Consider the following 19,734-nt stretch of genomic DNA (forward strand, 5'->3'; position numbering starts at 1 on the left):
TACCTTAGCGTAATTGTGCAATTGCTTCTTCAGCAGCATCTGCGATCACTTTATCATCTGGCTGACCATCTTTATCATCTTGTTTTGTGTAAATTGCAAGAATGATTGGGTTTTTATGTTTATCTGGATAGATAAATGCCAAATCATTACGCGTAGCATATGTTAAGCCCTGACCACTTTTATCTCCGACGATATAGTTGTCTGATACACCTGCTTTAATTAAACTATCGCCTGTTTCATTTTCAATCATAACTTGTTTCAGTAAATCTAAATTTCCGTCACTTATTTGGTCACTTGTTAAAATTGTATTTAATGTCTGTGCTGCAGCTCTAGGTGTTGTAGTATCGGCTGTACTATTTGGATCATAGAGATTTAACTCCGGTTCTAAGCGTTTTGGATTAGAAATATTGTCACCCAATTGCTTCAACTCATGTTTAAAGGCTTTAACGCCACCAAGTTCTTCCATTATTTTATTATTAGCCGTATTATCACTTTGTAACATAGATGCTTTAATTAAATCTTTAAGTGTCATCTGTTTGCCTATGTAATTTTCAGTTACAGGTGAATATTCTACAATATCTGCTTCATTAATTGTTATTTTTTTATTTAAATCTTTTTCTGAATGATTATTTAATAACACACCGCTCGCGATAGCTTTAAAAGTAGAAGCAAATGCAAAACGTTCATTCGCATTATGTTGAACTTTTTTACCATTCTCAGTATTAATGCCATATACTCCAACTGTTGTATTATTATCTTTTTCTATTTTATCAAATTCATTCGCTGATACCGTACCATTGCTCATCATGAAAAATAATGCACTAAACACTAAACCCCAAAAAACTTTTTTCATAAATATCCATCTCCCCTTAATTTAAATATAACCTTATACTTAAGCTAACTATAATTATTATATTACAAAAATACAATTATTTATAAATCCTAAATTTTTGCTTCTACAATAAAAACCCCTCATTGTCATAATCACTAACAATGAGGAGTGAACGAGTCATACTTTATAATAACTGTAACTCATTATTCTGTATGGCTATTGGCTTATAGTCATTTCCATTAAATTATCTTTTGTATCAAAGAACGCTGTGTAGCTACCTTCATTTGTTTTATATTTTACAAACGTGCCATCCTCGTTACCAAGTTTTCCTTCTTCAGTTATTTCATTAGAACTGTGTGCATCTTTAAACGTATCCTTTGAAACTGAATCTGGTTTAGTGAAGAAAGTTGTTTGAACAACTTCATCATCTTTATTAAATGATGCTGTTGTATCATAAATTGTTTCGTTATATTCAACTTTAGAGTCTGCTTTTGGATCTACTTTATAGCCATCGATTGAGACATTATCATATTTTAACGCTCTTACAAAGTTGTAATCTTGTGTAAATGAAGCATCATATGTTGTATAACCTTCGTAGTTATACCATGGTGTTTCAGCTTTTAATTCTACACCGCTCGCACTACTTTCAGTGTTGGCACCACTAGCTCCACCTTCACCGTGTCCCCATTTCTGTACTTGCTCTGTCTGCGCTTTTACTTCTTGATTATTACTCGTTATATACGCTGCGGAAGAACCTACGACAAGTGTTGATACTATGACTGTTGAAGATAGTAACTTTACTACTTTATTCATAATAAATCACTCCTATTTTGTAGTTTCCCTTTTGGCAAGTGTAATTATTCAGCTTCATCATACTCCAAATCATGTTAATTGCAAGGATTTTCTCTTTTATATATTAAAATTATTATCAGAATTAAATTAGATTTTTTAACTTAATCAGGAGAAATTTTAACAGTATACGAATTAAACATGTATAGTGAATATATGATTATGAAATTAGAAAGGATGATTTTTTATGGTACATATCTTACAAGTCGATTTTCCTTTAGATGGTCCGTTTGGAGATGAAATGGCACGACAATTCGAGGATTTAGCAAAATCGATTAATGATGAACCAGGATTTTTATGGAAAATTTGGACCGAGAACGAAACAGCAAAAGAAGCAGGTGGTATTTACGCCTTCGACAGTAAAGCGCATGCTGAAAGTTACTTAAATATGCATAGCGAACGACTCAACACTATGGGAGTTACGGAAATCAACGCCAAAATATTCACTATAAATGAAGGATTAACACAGATTACAAACGGTCGTGTTGAGTAGATTTTTGACAATAGCGTATTAAAAATACCCCAGCAATAGCATCACCTAAAAAGTGTGCGTATTGTTGGGGGATTTTGTGTAAACTTTAAAATTTCCTGGGTAATCACTTTAATACATCTTTGCCATTTCTTCTGTAAATGTTTGGTAAGTTATCTCATTCTTAGATAATCGTGCTACTAACATATACATTTGTTCATTCTTTGTATATTCTTTTTTATATAATAAATGATCCGCTTTCTTTTCATCTGGTAACGGGTCTTTAATGTTGTCACCTTGTGAAAATGCTGCATAATATCGCATACCGAATAAGCGCTGTGACTGGGCATCGATATGAATCTCATCAGGATTGGCTGTTAAACCTTGTGCCGTTACATAGAAACAGTTATCTTTTGCTTCTGCTACAGTTGTAATCACTTCATTAATTTGAGTGTATTCTGATGCACTTTGACCAAATGCTGCTTTGCCTAAGAAGTCTCCTAGCAAGCCCATTACGAATGGCAGTTGAGGTGCATTAAGCGCTTGTCTAAAATGATCCACAACTTGATTTAACTTAATTTCGTAGTCAAGATGCTTACCCTCTAAACTATCACTTTCACCTTGATGCCATAATATACCGATAAGTTCACTGCTTTCCATCGCAAATTCAGCTTCAGAAATCGCATGTCGTGTTAACACTTGATCCTCTGACCAATCATCAATCGTTGTACCACCATCTGCACACGGGATTAAGCCAATTGTTTCATCTGGATGATCATCTAACCACAATTTAGCAAACGATGCTGCGGGGCCAATACCTGCAACAGAACGATCACTATGTATCGGCTCGTCCATCATTTGCCATCTACCATTTTTCAACACTTGAATGCGCTCATCTACGATTGGCTTCACGCTATCGATAAAGCCACGCCCGGCCATATTAGACTGCCCTATAAGTAAAATTGATTTCATATAAATTTCCCTTTCCGATTTTGGAATGTATGTACTATTAGTCATAAATATCATACCTTAAGTGTGAGTATTTATAAATTAATTTAATGATTCAATGATTTTATAAACTCATCTTTACTAATAGACCCAGCTTGTTGCAACTGTAATTGCAGTCGATCCTCTAAGTTTGATTTGTCTTCTATTACCTGTTTTAATGTATTACTTAAAGTTTCAGGGATTGCTTCATCAAATAGGTTGGCATCTGAAGTAACATCTTTATTATGGGCAGTTGTATTGTATCCTAATATTAATAAATTATAGTCAAATGCTGCACGAACTGCGTCTAGTATTTCAGAACCTTTATTTATATCTAAATAAATATCACATTGTTTATATAGAGAAATAAATTTTTCCCTTTTAGCATTTGGATATAAATTTACATTTGAATATTTATTCAAATGTAACAATTTCATAGACATTTCAGTTTTTGCCGCAACATGAAAGAATATATTGGGGTAATCTTGCACCATTTTTTCTAAATGCGGTAATTGATCAGAATTTGTTAATGTTAAAACCTTATTAGTATAATTATTGGATTTAACGAATTTATAAACATAACCAGATTGGAAGATTCGATTATGATATTTTTCATCAATTAAGTCTATTACATTTTGGTAAGCAGACTGACTTGGTATAATAATTTTATAAGATTTCTTCCCCTTTTCAAGCACATTTTCCATATGTTTAATAATATCATTTGTAATATCGCCTTGCCAAAAAATACTGTCGTTTCCTGAATTAGGCAATCCATTAAGGACTGCTGCAGGAACTAAAAATGAATTAATCAAAAAATCTTCAGTTTCAACTTGTGTAACATTAAGATAAAATTTAACAAACTGAATTTTAGAGTGGAAAAAGTATTCTTTATCATTCCAAAATAACATAATGTCATTTGTCACAAAATTCTCTACCATGAATTCTTCATTAGCATGGTTGAAATATCTTTTTAAAATTCTTCTTTGTGAATTCGCATCTAAAATTACTTGTGCATACTTCTTTCCTTGTTTATTGTAATAATCTATATATTGTGTATGTCCACGTTTATTCAACCATTCGACACGTTCAACAATTCTCTGTTTATAATTCTTTTTATAAATAATTCTTGCCTTAATTTCATCTGAGTTTTTGATGAATGCACCATTATTATTACCTTCTATCTTCCAAAATCTCGGTATTTTCACTTCATTAAAAAATAATGGGCGTGAGATTGTTTCATGGCTACCGGCGAAAAAGTTATACGGTGTTAGTACATCATCTGGTAAAAACCCATTCTCTTCTATAACAATTGTTTTTCTCTGTATACCAGCATGTTTGAACGATTTAAACAGCACAATTGCTTTTTTATCAAAAACTCCAAATAAATTAATCATACAACACCTCGTTAATTAAGTTATTCCATTTTTGTATTACAACAGTTTGCGTGAATTTATCTGCGATTTTATAGGACACTTCGTGAAATTGGCTAATATCACTTTCAAAAAATCGAACAATATTATTAGCTATATGATTTATAATATCGTCTTCAGCTTGTTCATTTAAATCAATAGGTATTAAATAACCATTTTTTTGATTTCTGATAAATGTCGGGTTCCCATAATTAACATCAAATCCGATTATACCTAAACCTGAGCCTATCGCTTCCATTAAAGTTAAACCAAAGCCTTCACTCGTAGATCCTGATAGAAACAGCTCATAGTCTTTATACACTTGATTTAAATTCACATGTCCTTTTAATTTGATATAGTCCCATGCATTATTCGTTTTAATCAAATCTGTTAATATTTGTTTTTGACCGCCTTCTCCATATATATCAAATGTAATTTGAGGAACTGATTTTTTAGCCTTCAACACAGCTTTTACTAACCAATCAACATGCTTTTCATGAGCTAATCTTGAAGCTGTAATAATTGAATAAGATTTTCTTTGATTAGGTTTAATTAAAGTATTCAAGCTACCAACAGGAATAGTATATATCTTGGGAACTTTATGATAATATTTTTTAAATTGCTCAGTTAACAGCCTATTTTGAATATCAGTCGCTGTAATAAAGAAGTCAATTTCATTTTCATTCATAAAAACATATTCATAATGATTATTCCATAGAATATAAGTTGAATTTGTTGATGACTGATTATAATGCTCAGCATGGATGACTATGCCTAAGTGCGCTTCACCTTTGTTTTGAATAATTGTTTGTCCGACATTTTTAGAACGGTCAACTATTATTATATCTTTACTAGTTAACTCTAGATTCTCTAAGAAATACGCTATAAATTCTTGCTTTGTATATAAGACTTTATTTTCAAAAACAAACATACTTTCATCATCGTTCACATATTCATTATATGCTATCGAGCCGTCCTCATTATAAAACGATCTCATATAGAGTTTCGCAACATTATCCTCTGGAGCGAAGTGTTCTGACAGTACACGAACATATGTGAAATAATCTCTTTTAAGCAGCTTTCCATTTGAATAGTACTCCACTCTGTCGACAACTTCGTTATCTTCATATTTCAAATAACAGACTGCATAATTTTTGTTGTTATTATAATATAATCGTCTCGTTTTGCCACTATTTTCGATCTTTGTTACTTCAGAATGCAATTGTTCTATTATTTCATCTATTGTGACACTTGTAGATGCTATTTTCACATTTGTAAAATATTGATATAACCACACTATTTCCTCATCATAAAAACCAATATTTTCAGTTAAAGTTTGAATATTCTCTTTATCAATAAAATCTAAAAAAACAAACTTAACTTTTTGGCTACAACTTCTTAATAACTGAGCTCTGTAAAATTGTGCATATTCAACACCACTACTCGCCCACCCAATTCCTAAATTAATATTATAAATAGTCACCTTCGCACCTCATTATAATTTACCTTTATATTAAATAAATACTTTCATTAAATTTATTATTATTAAAAGAACTAAAATAAATGTGGAAATAAACTGAAGTGTTAAAAATTGCTTTTTCTCTTTTTTTGGTTCTTTTTCAACATCGTAATCACTTAATTCTTGTTCGATTTCTTGATTCATTCTATCTAAAACATTATTTCCTATTTCATTGTTACTCATATTGATACCTTCTTACTTTTTTATGATTAGTTAATTTATTTTCATTTTTTCAATTAGCTTGGAGTTTCACATTTTCTGACTAATTCAGTTGTGTTTATAACTTATATCGTTGTATTATTTTCAATCTTCAACATACGTTATTACGTAAATTTACTTTTTACCAATAACTGACTTTTGGTCAGTTACTAATAAAAATTGTAACTCTTAATAATTTCGATTCTATTGCCATTGAACATTCCATCATAGAATATATCTTGCATACTTTTTGAAGATGTAATATAAAACAAGGTTAATATAATAATTTTAGCTTATTTTTTAATCTTTTAATTATTCTTGGAAATGCTGATTTGAAATTCCGTTAATACCGTCTGTTATCATTGTTATATAAGACGCTAACACCTTGCCATTGCTGCTACAATCATTTTCTAAAATGTCTTCTTTTATATAAAAATCAATAATACCTAAAATCATTTTTGCTTTAAAAACTGATACTTCTGATTCATCATTAAATAATTTCATAGCAATTATCTTTCTGAAAGGTTTATAACCTGTACGCACACCATTCATTACTGCACTTTCACTAGATGCTTCTATCAATCGATTTATCAACACGCTTTTTCCGACTGTAAAATTAATAAAAACATTAAATAAATCTCGAATGATTTCCTCTGTCTCCTTTTTATCATCCAAGTAGTTTATTTCGTATTCCATTGCATTTATCATTCTCATTCCAATAATATCTATTAATTGACCTTTATGTTCAAAATGGTAATAAAAAGTCCCTTTACCTAGTCCAGCCTCTTTACAAATATCAGCAATTTTTAATGAATAATATCCTTTTTCAATCAATAATTTCTGGCCTGTTTCTATAATTAAATCTCTTGTTTCCAATTTTTTAATTTCCTTTCTATACAGATTTTATATAATAATATAATTTATTCAATAGTTTTATTTATAAGCAAAACATCAAAATTCTTTCTCTACGCAAAACAGTTATAAAACCAGAATTTATAGAGTATTTATATACTATACAACATAAAGTACAATTATAGAAATTTTAAAAAAACGATAATTATAACTATTAATCAAAAATTAAGGGATTAGAAACTCTTTTACCAACCATATTTATTTTCCATAATTTTGACATATTCAAAATAAATACTGCTATCCAAAATACTATTTTAAAAGCAAATATAAACTGCATTTTAACTTTACGCAATAAAAAGCCAATCTCATTTTCAAATTATGAGATCAGCTCATTATTAACCGAAACTGATCTAGCTACTTGGTATTTTATGATTAAATAAATTATTAGCTAATTAATTGGTTTCAGTATTTTTTCTTCTTCGTTTTCTTAACAGAGCCATTCCTAAGAGAGCAGTTACAACAGCAATCAAACCATTATTTTTATTATTGCTCCCAGTATCTGGTAATTCTTTGTCTTCCGTTTTTTTGTCATCTATCTCTTCATATGTTTTATTCTTATGTCTTTCATCATTTGATTCACTTTCACTTAATGACTCACTTTCACTAATTGACTCGCTCTCACTCAATGATTCACTTTCGCTTAATGACTCACTCTCACTTAACGATTCACTTTCGCTCAATGACTCACTTTCGCTGATTGATTCGCTCTCACTTAACGACTCACTTTCGCTGATTGATTCGCTCTCACTTAACGACTCACTTTCACTTAATGACTCACTTTCACTTATTGATTCACTTTCGCTTAATGACTCACTCTCACTCAATGACTCTGAGTCACTTATTGACGTACTTTCACTCAATGATTCGCTTTCGCTTATCGACTCGCTCTCGCTTAATGATTCACTCTCACTTAATGATTCACTCTCACTTAATGACTCACTTTCGCTAATTGATTCGCTCTCGCTTAATGACTCGCTCTCACTCAATGACTCACTCTCGCTTAATGACTCGCTTTCGCTTAATGACTCGCTTTCGCTTAATGACTCACTTTCACTTATTGATTCGCTCTCACTTAACGACTCACTTTCACTTAATGACTCACTTTCACTTAATGACTCACTTTCACTTAATGACTCACTTTCACTTATTGATTCACTTTCGCTGATTGACTCACTCTCACTCAATGACTCTGAATCACTTATTGACGTACTTTCACTCAATGATTCGCTTTCGCTGATCGACTCGCTCTCGCTTAATGACTCACTTTCGCTAATTGATTCACTCTCGCTCACTGACTCCGAGTCACTTATTGATTCACTTTCGCTGATTGATTCGCTCTCACTTAACGACTCACTTTCACTTATTGATTGGCTCTCACTTAACGACTCACTTTCACTTATTGATTGGCTCTCACTTAACGACTCACTTTCACTTATTGACTCACTTTCACTTATTGATTCGCTCTCGCTTAATGACTCGCTTTCGCTTAACGACTCACTTTCACTTATTGATTGGCTCTCACTTAACGACTCACTTTCACTTATTGACTCACTTTCACTTATTGATTCGCTCTCGCTTAATGACTCACTTTCACTTATTGATTCACTCTCGCTCACTGACTCTGAGTCACTTATTGACGTACTTTCACTCAATGATTCGCTTTCGCTGATTGACTCGCTCTCACTTAATGACTCACTTTCGCTAATTGATTCGCTCTCACTTAACGATTCGCTCTCACTCAATGATTCACTCTCACTTAACGACTCACTTTCACTTATTGATTCACTCTCGCTCACTGACTCTGAGTCACTTATTGACGTACTTTCACTCAATGATTCGCTTTCGCTGATCGACTCGCTCTCGCTTAATGACTCACTTTCGCTAATTGATTCACTCTCGCTTAATGACTCGCTTTCGCTTACTGACTCAGAGTCACTTATTGACGTACTTTCACTCAATGATTCACTTTCACTAATTGATTCTGATTCTTCTTCACCTTCGCCTTCTGCCGAATTGTCTGTTAATTTGATAAAATTATAGTAATTTACATAATTATAAACACCATATTGACTTGTAGAATACATATCTACTGACTGTATTAAATCTTTTTTAAGTGATTCATTTTCCATAGATACTACTTTAATTACATAAGAATGTCCAAATAAATTACCAAAATCAATTCCAACTGCATTAAGATATTCTGTGAATTTAAATTGATTAGTTACATCTATAAGATTTGCTTCATCATTGTAGTAACTGTCATTTAAAGTAACTCCATTTCTTACTTTATAAATTTTAATCTGCGTATTTCTATTTATTTGAGCTGAACTATCACCTAATTTATCTTTGTAACCTTTAATAAGAACTTTTGAATTATACGCTGTTTTTTTCTTAGGATTAATATAAATAGTTTGTTCATATTTTTTTGTTTCACTATTATAATGTGTAAATGCTGAGCCAATATTCGATGATGCTTGCTCTTCATAGCCACTATCATAGATAACACTTATATTTTGTGAAACAATTTTGTCACCAAATGTATAAGTAATTCTTTCATTTGAACTATTACGAACCGTATCTCTATCAATATACTGTGAAAGTTTTATATTACAGCTGATATTCTTTTTGTTATCTGCAAAATCAGTAAAAGTATATGTATACTCTTTTGTTTTTGGATTATACACACCTAAGGCAATGATATTACCATCCTTATCTTTAATTGTTGGTGCGCTTGTATTGCCATGATTTAAATCATCACTGATGGTATTATAAGAACCTTTAAATTTAAAATAATCACCTGATTTAATTGCTGTTTTAGTTTTAAAAGAAATGGTTAATTTAAAACTTTCAGCATCAATAGGTCTAATTTTATTATTTTTTACGCTTATTGTTGTATTTGTAAAATCCACTTGATTGGTTACATCATTACCAGTGATTTTAGAATTCAAAATTTTTCTTGGTTTTGTATTTGAATCAGCTCTTTCAGTAGATCTTGCCGTTGCGATTGGTTTAGTTTTCTCTTAGAATATTATATCTCAACGCAAGCGCTAAAATTTGTTTTTTCACTTCTTCTGATGATAAATCATAGATATTTTCTGGTAAATATTTATTAAGCTTCTTTTGATCATTTTTTTCAATGTTATTCTCTATATAAAAATCATTTACTATTTTTTCATTTCTTTTAGTATTTTGAGGAATTGTTGCTTTCTTTGGTTTTAGTTGCTCTACATTAAATTGTTTGTTTTTAAGCTCTTTAGTTAATCTATTTTCCTCATTTTCATTATTTCTTGTATTGGACTGTTTTTTCAAATTCGTTTCTTCGTTCTTCTCTGATATAATTTTATCATTATATTCTGGTTGTTCTTTTGGTACTTCATTCGGAATTTCATTTGCTGAGCGTTTATCTCTTACATCATTTTTTTCTACTGGTGCTTCTTCTTTTACTTCATTTTTTTCTACTGGTGCTCCTTCTCTTACTTCACTGTTTTCTGCTGGTACTTCTTCTTTTACTTCACTGTTTTCTGTTGGTACTTCTTCTTTTACTTCACTGTTTTCTGTTGGTACTTCTTCTTTTACTTCACTGTTTTCTGTTGGTACTTCTTCTTTTACTTCACTGTTTTCTGTTGGTACTTCTTCTTTTACTTCACTGTTTTCTGTTGGTACTTCTTCTTTTACTTCACTGTTTTCTGTTGGTACTTCTTCTTTTACTTCACTGTTTTCTGTTGGTACTTCTTCTTTTACTTCACTGTTTTCTGTTGGTACTTCTTCTTTTACTTCACTGTTTTCTGTTGGTACTTCTTCTTTTACTTCGCTGTTTTCTACTTTTAATTCATTACTCATCATTTTTCGAGAAACATTAGCTACTTCACTTTCTCCACCATGCTTTAATTGAAGATTAGATTTACCTGTTTCACTAGTTTTATTAGCATTGTTGAATGATATTTCATTAGTAGTATTATTTTCCTCTGCGTCTGCTTCATGATTAACTATCCCAAAAATCAAAGTTGCTCCCAATAATATTGAAGTAGTACCCACACTCATTCTTCTTATTGAATATTTATTTTGCCTATTCGGTAAAAAATCGAACTTTTTCTTCATAAAATCCCACCTTAATATTTTATAAAATGATATTACCATAATACAAGACATTAATAAATATTTTTCATTATTTTTAGGTTATTTCATTGAACACCATATAGTTGCAATATTCTAATTAAACAGAATATTATTAGTATATATTATTCAATGTTTTATTTTACTAATCGAAATGATCATTTTGTCTTAATAATACAAAAAACCAAATGAGAAATCTTCTCTCATTTGGCTACAACTTATATTTAATTGATCATATAATAATGACCTACATAATCCTCTAATTAGAAAGTTTAAATTGTTCACATTATGGCTACATCCAAAGGTATAATTGATTGCTTATTATCTTAAGTCCACCACTTAATTGTACATTTGTTATAGTTACTTTATATATTTGATACAAAATAATACAAAAAGAATTTACTACTATTTTAAAAATAGAGTCATGTAAAGTATGTTTCGAAATAAAAAGTCGTTTAAAAATCATTAAAACATCAACCTTATATTGATAACTTACCAGAATCACATAGTATAGCTAACAGATCAATAGATAGGAGAGATCCAAATAACAGATGATAGACCTCATACTATCAACAAAGACCTAAATAACTTTAAACTGCCCTATTAGAATTATCATTTAATCATAATATCAAAGTTTTAGCCCTTTAATATACTCTTCAATTTCTGCTTTCATTCCACTGTCTTTCAAGGCAAATTCAATTGTTGTTTTAACAAATCCTATTTTTTCCCCTACATCATAACGTTCTCCTTCAAAATCATAAGAGTATACTTTATCATCTTTGTTTAAACGTTCAATAGCATCTGTAAGTTGAACTTCTCCGCCGCTACCAATTGTTTGGTTCTCTAGATAATCAAAAATACGTGGAGATAACACATACCTCCCCATAATCGCAAGATTAGATGGGGCACTACCCTGTTTCGGTTTTTCAACGAATTTTTCAACTTCATATAATGAATTTTCTTTTGATTTAGGGGAAATTATTCCATACCTATGAGTTTCACTGTCTTTAACAGTTTGCACACCTATAACAGACTTTTCCTTTTCTTCATAAATATCCATTAACTGTCGTATTGCTGGAGTTTCTGACTCGACAATATCATCACCTAATAATACTGCGAATGGTTCATTTCCTATGAATTGTTTAGCCGTATAAATTGCATGACCTAATCCTTTTTGTTCTTTTTGTCTCACATAAAAAATATTTGCTAAATCTGTTGAATATTTAACTTTATCTAGTAACTCCAATTTATTTTTTTCAAACAAATTATCTTCTAATTCTTTTTGTATATCAAAATGATCCTCAATAGCACGTTTGTGTTTCCCTGTTACGATTATTATATCTTCTATTCCAGCCTTTGCTGCTTCTTCAACAATATATTGAATTGTTGGTTTATCGAGTATTGGTAGCATTTCTTTTGGCATCGCTTTAGTAGCTGGTAAAAACCTAGTTCCTAAACCAGCTGCTGGTATTATAGCTTTTTTCACCTTGTTCATTTTATTTCTCCTTTTTATAGTTTTTGTATTTTAATTAACATTAATATTGAAATCTTTATAAAATATATTTCCATTTCTAAAAAGTATAGGTACAATTTTCAAATAATTACCGTCCAAGATAATAGTTTCATATTCAATATCCATCCATTCATCAAGTTGGTATTCTTTTAGTTGCATATACATATATTGATTTGCATCATTTTGTTTATATTTACTCTTTTGATCAAAAGATCGAACAGCAAGAATTCTTTTATCATCTAATTTTATTTTTGAGTCTATATATAATTTGAATTTTATTTTTATCGTTGTAAAAGGTGAAATATCAACAGGAATACTTGCGCATTGTTGATACTGATTATTCAAATTCCCTTCACTTTTAATATTTAAAATTCCTTTATCAAGTATTTGAACCTTATTAATAATTTGCCAATCTTTTATCCCTAAATTTTTAGATACTTCTTTTTCATTATTTTTTCTTTCATCATAGTCGTTAAGTTCACTTTTTATGATAATTTCATCTAATTTGTTTTTAAAATCAATATAGTATTGTTTTTCAAAGTGTACATAATGACTTCCCCATATATGATCTGGATCTAATTTATAATTATTTCTTTGGTCAATAAATAATACTTTATAATTATTAATAATATACTTATTCATATGATCCCATATTTCATTAAGAAAATTCACATCTTTATCTATTCCAATTTCATCTTTTATAAAATTAGTTACATTCCCTATTTTAAAACTATCAACGAATTCAGATTGATGTAGTATCAAATTAGTGTTTGGTAAATTAGTTTTAATGAAATCAAAAAAGCTATCAATTGATTCTTTCCATATTTTATAATAACTCTTTAAATTATTCTCAAATGATAAGGTTTGTCCCTTCTCTATATTATTGTTGAAAATATTTGTTCTTGAAAAAAGCCATCTTTTATTAGTTAAATAACCACCATTTATATCTTTAACGATACCAAAAAATAAATCTCCATAAAAATCGATTAATATATATTCTGGTTGATTTTCAATCAACTCATTTAATATACTTTTATTCATTTCTGTTTGAATTTGGTTAATTGAAAAATCATCCATATTTTTATATTCTGCATGCTTTTTATCATACTCAATCGGCCTACTCATTAAAGATGGAAAGGTTATTTGAGATTGATAAGATAAAACCTCGTAATTGCTTTTCCAATTTGTTACATGTTTGCTATTAAAAACATCTCTTGTTATACAACTTCCAATAATACTTAACGTTATCATCTAAATTCTCCTTATAGATTATTTAATAATAACATTATTAAAATAATCTATAATGTCATTATTATATGCATTAAAATCAAAATTTTTAAAGGGTATTTGAGCATGAATAAACTTATACATACCTATGTATATGTCATCAATATTAGTATTAATAAGCAGCCCATTTTCATTGCTAATTATTGATTTGATTCCCGTAACATCAGTAGCAATTATCGGCTTACGTAAGACTCTTGCTTCTAATAGAACCATACACTGACCTTCATAAATTGAAGGCATTATAACACAATTAGCGTCATTCATAAGTTTGAATGGATCATCTATAAAACCTAATAATAATACTTTGTACTCTAACTTCAAATCTTTGATACAGCTAATCAATTCTTCAAGTAGTGGTCCTTCGCCAATTATATATAATTTTACATTTTTATCTGATTGAATTAATTTATTAAAAGCTACGATTAACGCTTTTTGATTTTTTTCAGGTGACAACCTTCCTAAATTAATAAATGTAGTTACTTTTTTCTCTATGCTAACATTACTTTTAGTTACAAAATCATAATATACTTTCTCATGCCCTTGTGAAGCCTTTTCTAAAACATTATCTCCATCAATTATATTACTCAAAGTAAACATTTTTTTATAATCGTCAATATATGTTGGATATAAAAACTTTTTATTAACACTAGTTGCACTTTCAGAAACTGATATAATTTTATGAAATTTATTTAGGACTTCAAATGATATTTTCAAATTTGATTGGTGCTTATACTTGTTATCAATTATTTTATAAAATTCTCTCTCCATATCATTATGAAGAAATACAATTTTATTATTAACATCGGAGAATCCAATTAAACTAGTATAAAATGAGTTGTATGCCGAATAATCAATTATAGTATCTACTTCTATTTCGCCAAAAGTTCGTTTGAATTCTCTATTAAAATTCTTTTTAATTTTAACTTTATCGACAATTTTACTTCTATAACCTCTACTGAAATACATTTTTTCATTAAACATATCAAGGGCACTACTATAGGGTTTTGAAAAATTATAAAATATTTTCACATTAGAATTAAGTTTACCAATATTAGTAACTTTATCTTTAAATAAACGTTCGTTCTCTAAAATTATTACTTCATATAAATTATAATCAATATTATTACTGAGATTTAATAGAGATTTAGTAATGCCATTATTGTAAAAACCTCCACCATAAATAACTATAGTTTTTTTATTATTTTTATATAGCTTATTTTCGTTTTTTTCACCCAATATAAAATCTATTGCTCTCTCAGTCGCTCTTCCATCATCTAAATAACAATAAAGTTGCAAGAAATTAATTCTTTGCTTAATATATGTATTTTTATATTGAGTTTCCTCGATTAATATTGTATTAATTAAATCTGAAAAATCAAACGACGCATGGCCAGGTAATTTTTTAATATCAATATATATACCTCGTTTTTCAATATATTGGTTATGATTAGGTAAATAAAAATACACTGGTCTGTTAAGTGGTAAATAGTCGAACATAATACTAGAATAATCTGTGATTAACATATCGACACAAACAAGTAATTCATTTGTTTCAAACCAACTTGGTATAAGTATTTCATTATTCACATACTTTCTAATATTTTCATATAAAAAATAATGAGTTTTAAGATAAACTTTATAATCTTCCCCTAAAGTTTCTTGTATTTTTGAAACCTCTTCACTAAGCTTTAATGCATATTCTTTACCGTCCTCCAAGTTTTCTTCCCAAGTAGGGGCATAAAGCACAATTTTCTTATCTTCTTCTAATTTATATTTCTTTTGTAGATTATTTCTATCTCTATTAATCGTTAAATCCATTCTTGCGTTTCCATAGATACCAATATCTGCATTTAATATACCATTTAAATCTAAGCTATTAACAAAAGTGTCGCTCGTGAATTTATTAGGAAATATTAATTTATCAGCAGCAGCGATATTTCGTTGAATATTTTTATGGTTGTTTAAAAAATTAGATTCAATATCCTTTCCAAGTTTCTTTATTGGGGTCCCATGCCAAGTATTTACATATATTTGACTGTCCCTCTTTATAAAATAAGACATAAACGAAGTATCATTTATAAGATATTTAGATTTTGACAAAAGTTTAAAATATTTATAGCTTTCATATTTTACAAATTCCACATTTCTTTTATGTTCTTTTTCTATTTTTCTTCTTATAGGGTTATTTAAATCTTTTAGTACTATAAAATATTTGAAATCTAGATCTTTCTTCACCATGCTATTAAAAATAGAATAAATATTTCCTGTGAAATTTGATCCGTGATACGATTCAAATAAAATATATTTATCCCTAACCCTTATTTTTTCTCTCTTATTAATATAAAAAGCAATATTCCTCACTTTTTCATTTGTTAAATATAATCTAAAAATTTTATAAAAATATCTAACTATATATTTTACATTTATCAATAATATCACCTACATACATTTTATCATGTATAAAAAATATTTTATAGAATCATCTTACATTTAATTCAATATTTTAGTATAATGTTATAAGTCATAATATCATATTTATTATGTGGGTTTCATCAAAATATTATATGATTATTTTATTTAACATATTACAGTTAGTTTATGGGAGGATTTATGTTTAAATTCAGAAAGTTATTTAGGGAAAAAGTTTCATTAGAAAAAAGGGAGAAATTAAAAAAAGTCTTAAAATATAAAGGTTCTGTTCACTATTCTAAACCATATCTAAAAGGATTTTTAGAAGGTCAAAATGAGAAGATAAATAATAATGCTATATTGTTAGAAAGTCTACATGGAAAGAGTATCGATGGTCATATCTTTGCTATTGCTAAAGAACTAAATAATAGGAAAATCGATACTTATGTAGTAACAAAACATCCAGAAAAACTGAAAGTTCTTTTGCATAGTTATGAAATTAATAAGGTCAATATTATCGAACATCTATCTTACGATTATGGTTATTTACTTGCTACTTCCAAAGTACTAATTAATGACAACACTTTTTATCCATTCTTTTCAAAAAGAAACGATCAGAAATATTACAATTTTTGGCATGGTACACCGTTAAAAACTTTAGGAAAGCATATTGAAGGAGAATATATTCAATTTGGTAATATTTCACGTAACTTCATGATGGCAGATTCGTTATTTTTATCTAATGAATATACAATCGATAAACTTTTAAAAAGCTTAGATTTAGATAACGTTCTAAAATCCGATGTTTATTTGTCACCGTCTCCAAGAAATTCAAGTTTATTTAATAAAGACAGAGGCAATGAAATCAAACAGGGTTTAAACTTAGAGAATAAGAAAGTTTTTATTTATATGCCTACATGGAGAGGTAGTAAAAATGATAAAGATATCGATTTTAATGAATCTAACGTCTTAACAACTTTAGAACAAAATTTACCTGATAATATAATTGTATTTTATAAATTACATTCCATGGTTTCTAATAAATTTAAATTTTCAGGTCAAAAAATAAAACCTTTTCCAGAAGAATATGAATTATATGATTTTTTAAGTATGGTTGATGGCTTAATTACAGACTATTCTTCTATAATGTATGATTTTGCGACTCAAAATAAAAAGACTATTTTATTCACCTATGATATTGAGGAATACAGTAAATCCAGGGGTTTATATGAAGATCCAAGAAACTATCCATTTGAAATTGTTACGAATATCAACTCCTTAATGGAGTCAATAGTAGATAATACAGATGTTGATTATACTAATTTCATTAAGAAGTATGCACCATTAGATTCAATGGATGGTACTAAAAAAGTAGTAGACTTTTTGCTAAATGAAAATGAAAATGAGAGCATAATTAGATACCCTGTCTATAATAATAAGCCTAATGTCTATATGTTTGCAGGCCCGCTATGGGATACTGGTATAACAGCTGCTTTGAAAAATTTATTGCAAAATGTAAATCTAGAAAACAGAAATTATATAATATTATTTGAAAAAAACGCCTTAAATAGTAATAGTGTGGAAAATTTAAAATTATTACCTTCTAATGTGAAAATTTATCCTATCGAAGGAATTAGAATCTTATCTTCAGATGAAAAAGCATTGCACACTCAATATTCAATTGAAGGGAATTCTGCTGGATTCTCTGATAAGTTAAAAGATATCCAATACAGAGAAATCTCTAGAATTTTTGGTAATAACTTGCCTGAGTATTATATACATTATACTGGATTTGAAGCAAAATATTCAGAGTTAGTCGTATTTTTAAAAGATCTAGGGACTAATACTATGATTTATGTTCATACTGATATGTTTGAGGATTATAAAAACAAAAAGAATTATAATAAATTTTTAGTTTCAGATGCTTGGCAAAACGCCAATAATTTAGTTTTAGTTAACGATAATTTAAAAAAAGGGTTTTACAACCATTTTTCATACAATCTCAAAAATATTGTCGTGGCAAACAACTTCCTCGGATTAACAAGAATTAATGATTTAATGAATGAAAATTTTATGGATACTTTATTAAATGTTAGATTTCATTTTAGAACATTTGACACAACTCAATCTAACTTAGTACAATCATTGCCATTATTCTTTATAAATCAAGAGAGTATTAAAGATTCAGTGGTCCAGGATACTATAAATCAATTCAATAAATTACCTTTAGTTAAGTATGCTAATACAAAAGAAAAAAGACAGGTTTTAATTGAAAACGAAAATATTTTATATTTACTTTATGATCTGTATATAAAAAATGTATATACTTCTCATATCGAAGATGATTTTATAGATACTGTTCCTGATAAAATTGATAGAAGTAAATTGATTTTAAAATTATTAACAGAAGATATTAATAATGATTATTTATTAAGGAATACTGATATAGTTAGAGATTATATTAATTTTTATTCTTATGATTCTCAAACTGTTAATACTAATGATAATAGCAATAATTTAGATTTATTAAATTTACAACATTTCAAAAATACATTTGGTTTACGAAAATTACAGATCTTAAAAGAACTTGAGGATCCTAACATAAAAGTTTTCTTTAATATTGGACGCTTTGATCAACAAAAAGGACATGATCGACTAATTAAAGCATTTGAGAAAGTATATTCTGAAGATGAGAATACACGTTTATATATTTTATCTTCTTATGGTCCTATCAAAGATAAAACTCTTTCACAAATACACAACAGTAAAGCCAAAAATGCGATTACAGTTTTAGATCGGATGACTAATCCTTATTTGTTACTCAATAAAGTTGATGCTTTTGTATTATCTTCTTATTACGAAGGACTAGGTTTGGTAGTTTATGAAAGCATGTTTGTCGGAACTCCAGTCATATCAGTAGATTTAGATACAACAACTCAATTTTTAAATGATACAGATTTTATTAAAGTTGAAAATAGTGAAAATGGGATATTTATAGGTATGAAAAACTTTTTATCAGGAGAACGACCAACAACTAGATTTAATTTAGAAAAATATGAATACGATAGAATTAAAGAATTTGAAAATCTTTTTTAATTAAAATTTTATCCTCACATCAATTTTGATTAAACGTAAATATTTTTAAATTTGCCTTATTATCAAGTTTATTACAAAGAATATAAAAAGATGACTCTCATAGTTAAAGAGAGTCATCTTTTTATTTTTCATAACCTAAAA

The 19,734-nt window shown here is 28.7% G+C and carries 14 protein-coding genes; 2 read left to right on the plus strand and 12 right to left on the minus strand.

The window, feature by feature from the left end:
- Positions 1-4: 4 nt before the first annotated feature.
- Both bla and isaB read right to left on the minus strand, forming a co-directional pair.
- Positions 5-853 (minus strand): class A beta-lactamase, encoded by an 849-nt coding sequence (gene bla, locus AAA453_RS13595; protein WP_427705450.1) that lies wholly within the window; start codon positions 851-853, stop codon positions 5-7.
- Between the two features lie 195 nt (positions 854-1,048).
- Positions 1,049-1,645 (minus strand): immunodominant staphylococcal antigen IsaB family protein, encoded by a 597-nt coding sequence (gene isaB / locus AAA453_RS13600; RefSeq protein ID WP_107510447.1) that lies wholly within the window; start codon positions 1,643-1,645, stop codon positions 1,049-1,051.
- Positions 1,646-1,868: 223 nt separating this feature from the next.
- On the opposite strand from isaB, the gene AAA453_RS13605 reads away from it, so the two are divergent.
- Entirely contained in the window at positions 1,869-2,174 is a 306-nt protein-coding gene (locus tag AAA453_RS13605) for a monooxygenase (protein WP_107510448.1), read from the plus strand.
- Between the two features lie 108 nt (positions 2,175-2,282).
- Here AAA453_RS13605 and AAA453_RS13610 read toward each other — a convergent pair whose 3' ends face one another.
- From AAA453_RS13610 to AAA453_RS13655, 10 genes are all read right to left on the minus strand, one after another.
- On the minus strand, positions 2,283-3,122 hold the full coding sequence (locus AAA453_RS13610) for a sialate O-acetylesterase (protein WP_069821030.1): 840 nt from the start codon (positions 3,120-3,122) through the stop codon (positions 2,283-2,285).
- A gap of 83 nt (positions 3,123-3,205) precedes the next feature.
- The gene (gtfB, locus tag AAA453_RS13615) at positions 3,206-4,531 is read right to left on the minus strand and encodes an accessory Sec system glycosylation chaperone GtfB (RefSeq protein WP_069821031.1); all 1,326 of its coding nucleotides are present in this window, start codon (positions 4,529-4,531) and stop codon (positions 3,206-3,208) included.
- Positions 4,524-6,029: an accessory Sec system glycosyltransferase GtfA gene (gene gtfA / locus AAA453_RS13620; protein ID WP_427705453.1), complete on the minus strand. Its 1,506-nt coding sequence runs from the start codon at positions 6,027-6,029 to the stop codon at positions 4,524-4,526. The genes gtfB and gtfA overlap by 8 nt, the downstream gene beginning before the upstream one ends.
- A 30-nt stretch (positions 6,030-6,059) precedes the next feature.
- A complete protein-coding gene (locus AAA453_RS13625; RefSeq protein ID WP_069821032.1) occupies positions 6,060-6,248 on the minus strand; it encodes a hypothetical protein in 189 nt (62 codons plus the stop codon).
- A gap of 327 nt (positions 6,249-6,575) precedes the next feature.
- Complete coding sequence (locus AAA453_RS13630; protein ID WP_069821033.1) at positions 6,576-7,139, minus strand: TetR/AcrR family transcriptional regulator; 564 nt, start codon at positions 7,137-7,139, stop codon at positions 6,576-6,578.
- Positions 7,140-7,567: 428 nt separating this feature from the next.
- Positions 7,568-10,123 (minus strand): fibrinogen-binding adhesin SdrG C-terminal domain-containing protein, encoded by a 2,556-nt coding sequence (locus tag AAA453_RS13635; RefSeq protein WP_427705455.1) that lies wholly within the window; start codon positions 10,121-10,123, stop codon positions 7,568-7,570.
- A 61-nt stretch (positions 10,124-10,184) separates the two neighbouring features.
- Positions 10,185-11,273, minus strand: a complete 1,089-nt coding sequence (locus AAA453_RS13640) for a YSIRK-type signal peptide-containing protein (protein WP_340719232.1) — start codon at positions 11,271-11,273, stop codon at positions 10,185-10,187.
- Positions 11,274-11,916: 643 nt separating this feature from the next.
- Positions 11,917-12,783, minus strand: coding sequence for a UTP--glucose-1-phosphate uridylyltransferase GalU (gene galU / locus AAA453_RS13645; protein WP_069821231.1), 867 nt, complete (start codon positions 12,781-12,783; stop codon positions 11,917-11,919).
- 30 nt (positions 12,784-12,813) lie between these two features.
- Positions 12,814-14,052 carry a DUF6270 domain-containing protein gene (locus AAA453_RS13650; protein ID WP_069821232.1) on the minus strand — a complete coding sequence of 413 codons (1,239 nt, stop codon included), beginning with the start codon at positions 14,050-14,052 and terminating at the stop codon, positions 12,814-12,816.
- 18 nt (positions 14,053-14,070) lie between these two features.
- Entirely contained in the window at positions 14,071-16,518 is a 2,448-nt protein-coding gene (locus tag AAA453_RS13655; protein WP_325972063.1) for a glycosyltransferase, read from the minus strand.
- Between the two features lie 180 nt (positions 16,519-16,698).
- Here AAA453_RS13655 and AAA453_RS13660 point away from each other — a divergent pair, with 180 nt between their 5' ends.
- Positions 16,699-19,593, plus strand: coding sequence for a CDP-glycerol glycerophosphotransferase family protein (locus AAA453_RS13660; protein ID WP_427705458.1), 2,895 nt, complete (start codon positions 16,699-16,701; stop codon positions 19,591-19,593).
- Positions 19,594-19,734: the final 141 nt, after the last annotated feature.

This window comes from Staphylococcus parequorum, from assembly GCF_039237145.1.
In the GTDB taxonomy this organism is placed as follows: Bacteria; Bacillota; Bacilli; order Staphylococcales; family Staphylococcaceae; genus Staphylococcus; species Staphylococcus equorum_A.

Coding starts and splice junctions, on each gene's coding strand:
- bla (WP_427705450.1), bottom strand. CDS start 853: ATGAAAAAAGTTTTTTGGGGTTTAGTGTTTAGTGCATTATTTTTCATG.
- AAA453_RS13640 (WP_340719232.1), bottom strand. CDS start 11,273: ATGAAGAAAAAGTTCGATTTTTTACCGAATAGGCAAAATAAATATTCA.
- AAA453_RS13605 (WP_107510448.1), top strand. CDS start 1,869: ATGGTACATATCTTACAAGTCGATTTTCCTTTAGATGGTCCGTTTGGA.
- galU (WP_069821231.1), bottom strand. CDS start 12,783: ATGAACAAGGTGAAAAAAGCTATAATACCAGCAGCTGGTTTAGGAACT.
- gtfB (WP_069821031.1), bottom strand. CDS start 4,531: ATGATTAATTTATTTGGAGTTTTTGATAAAAAAGCAATTGTGCTGTTT.
- isaB (WP_107510447.1), bottom strand. CDS start 1,645: ATGAATAAAGTAGTAAAGTTACTATCTTCAACAGTCATAGTATCAACA.
- AAA453_RS13625 (WP_069821032.1), bottom strand. CDS start 6,248: ATGAGTAACAATGAAATAGGAAATAATGTTTTAGATAGAATGAATCAA.
- AAA453_RS13610 (WP_069821030.1), bottom strand. CDS start 3,122: ATGAAATCAATTTTACTTATAGGGCAGTCTAATATGGCCGGGCGTGGC.
- AAA453_RS13650 (WP_069821232.1), bottom strand. CDS start 14,052: ATGATAACGTTAAGTATTATTGGAAGTTGTATAACAAGAGATGTTTTT.
- AAA453_RS13660 (WP_427705458.1), top strand. CDS start 16,699: ATGTTTAAATTCAGAAAGTTATTTAGGGAAAAAGTTTCATTAGAAAAA.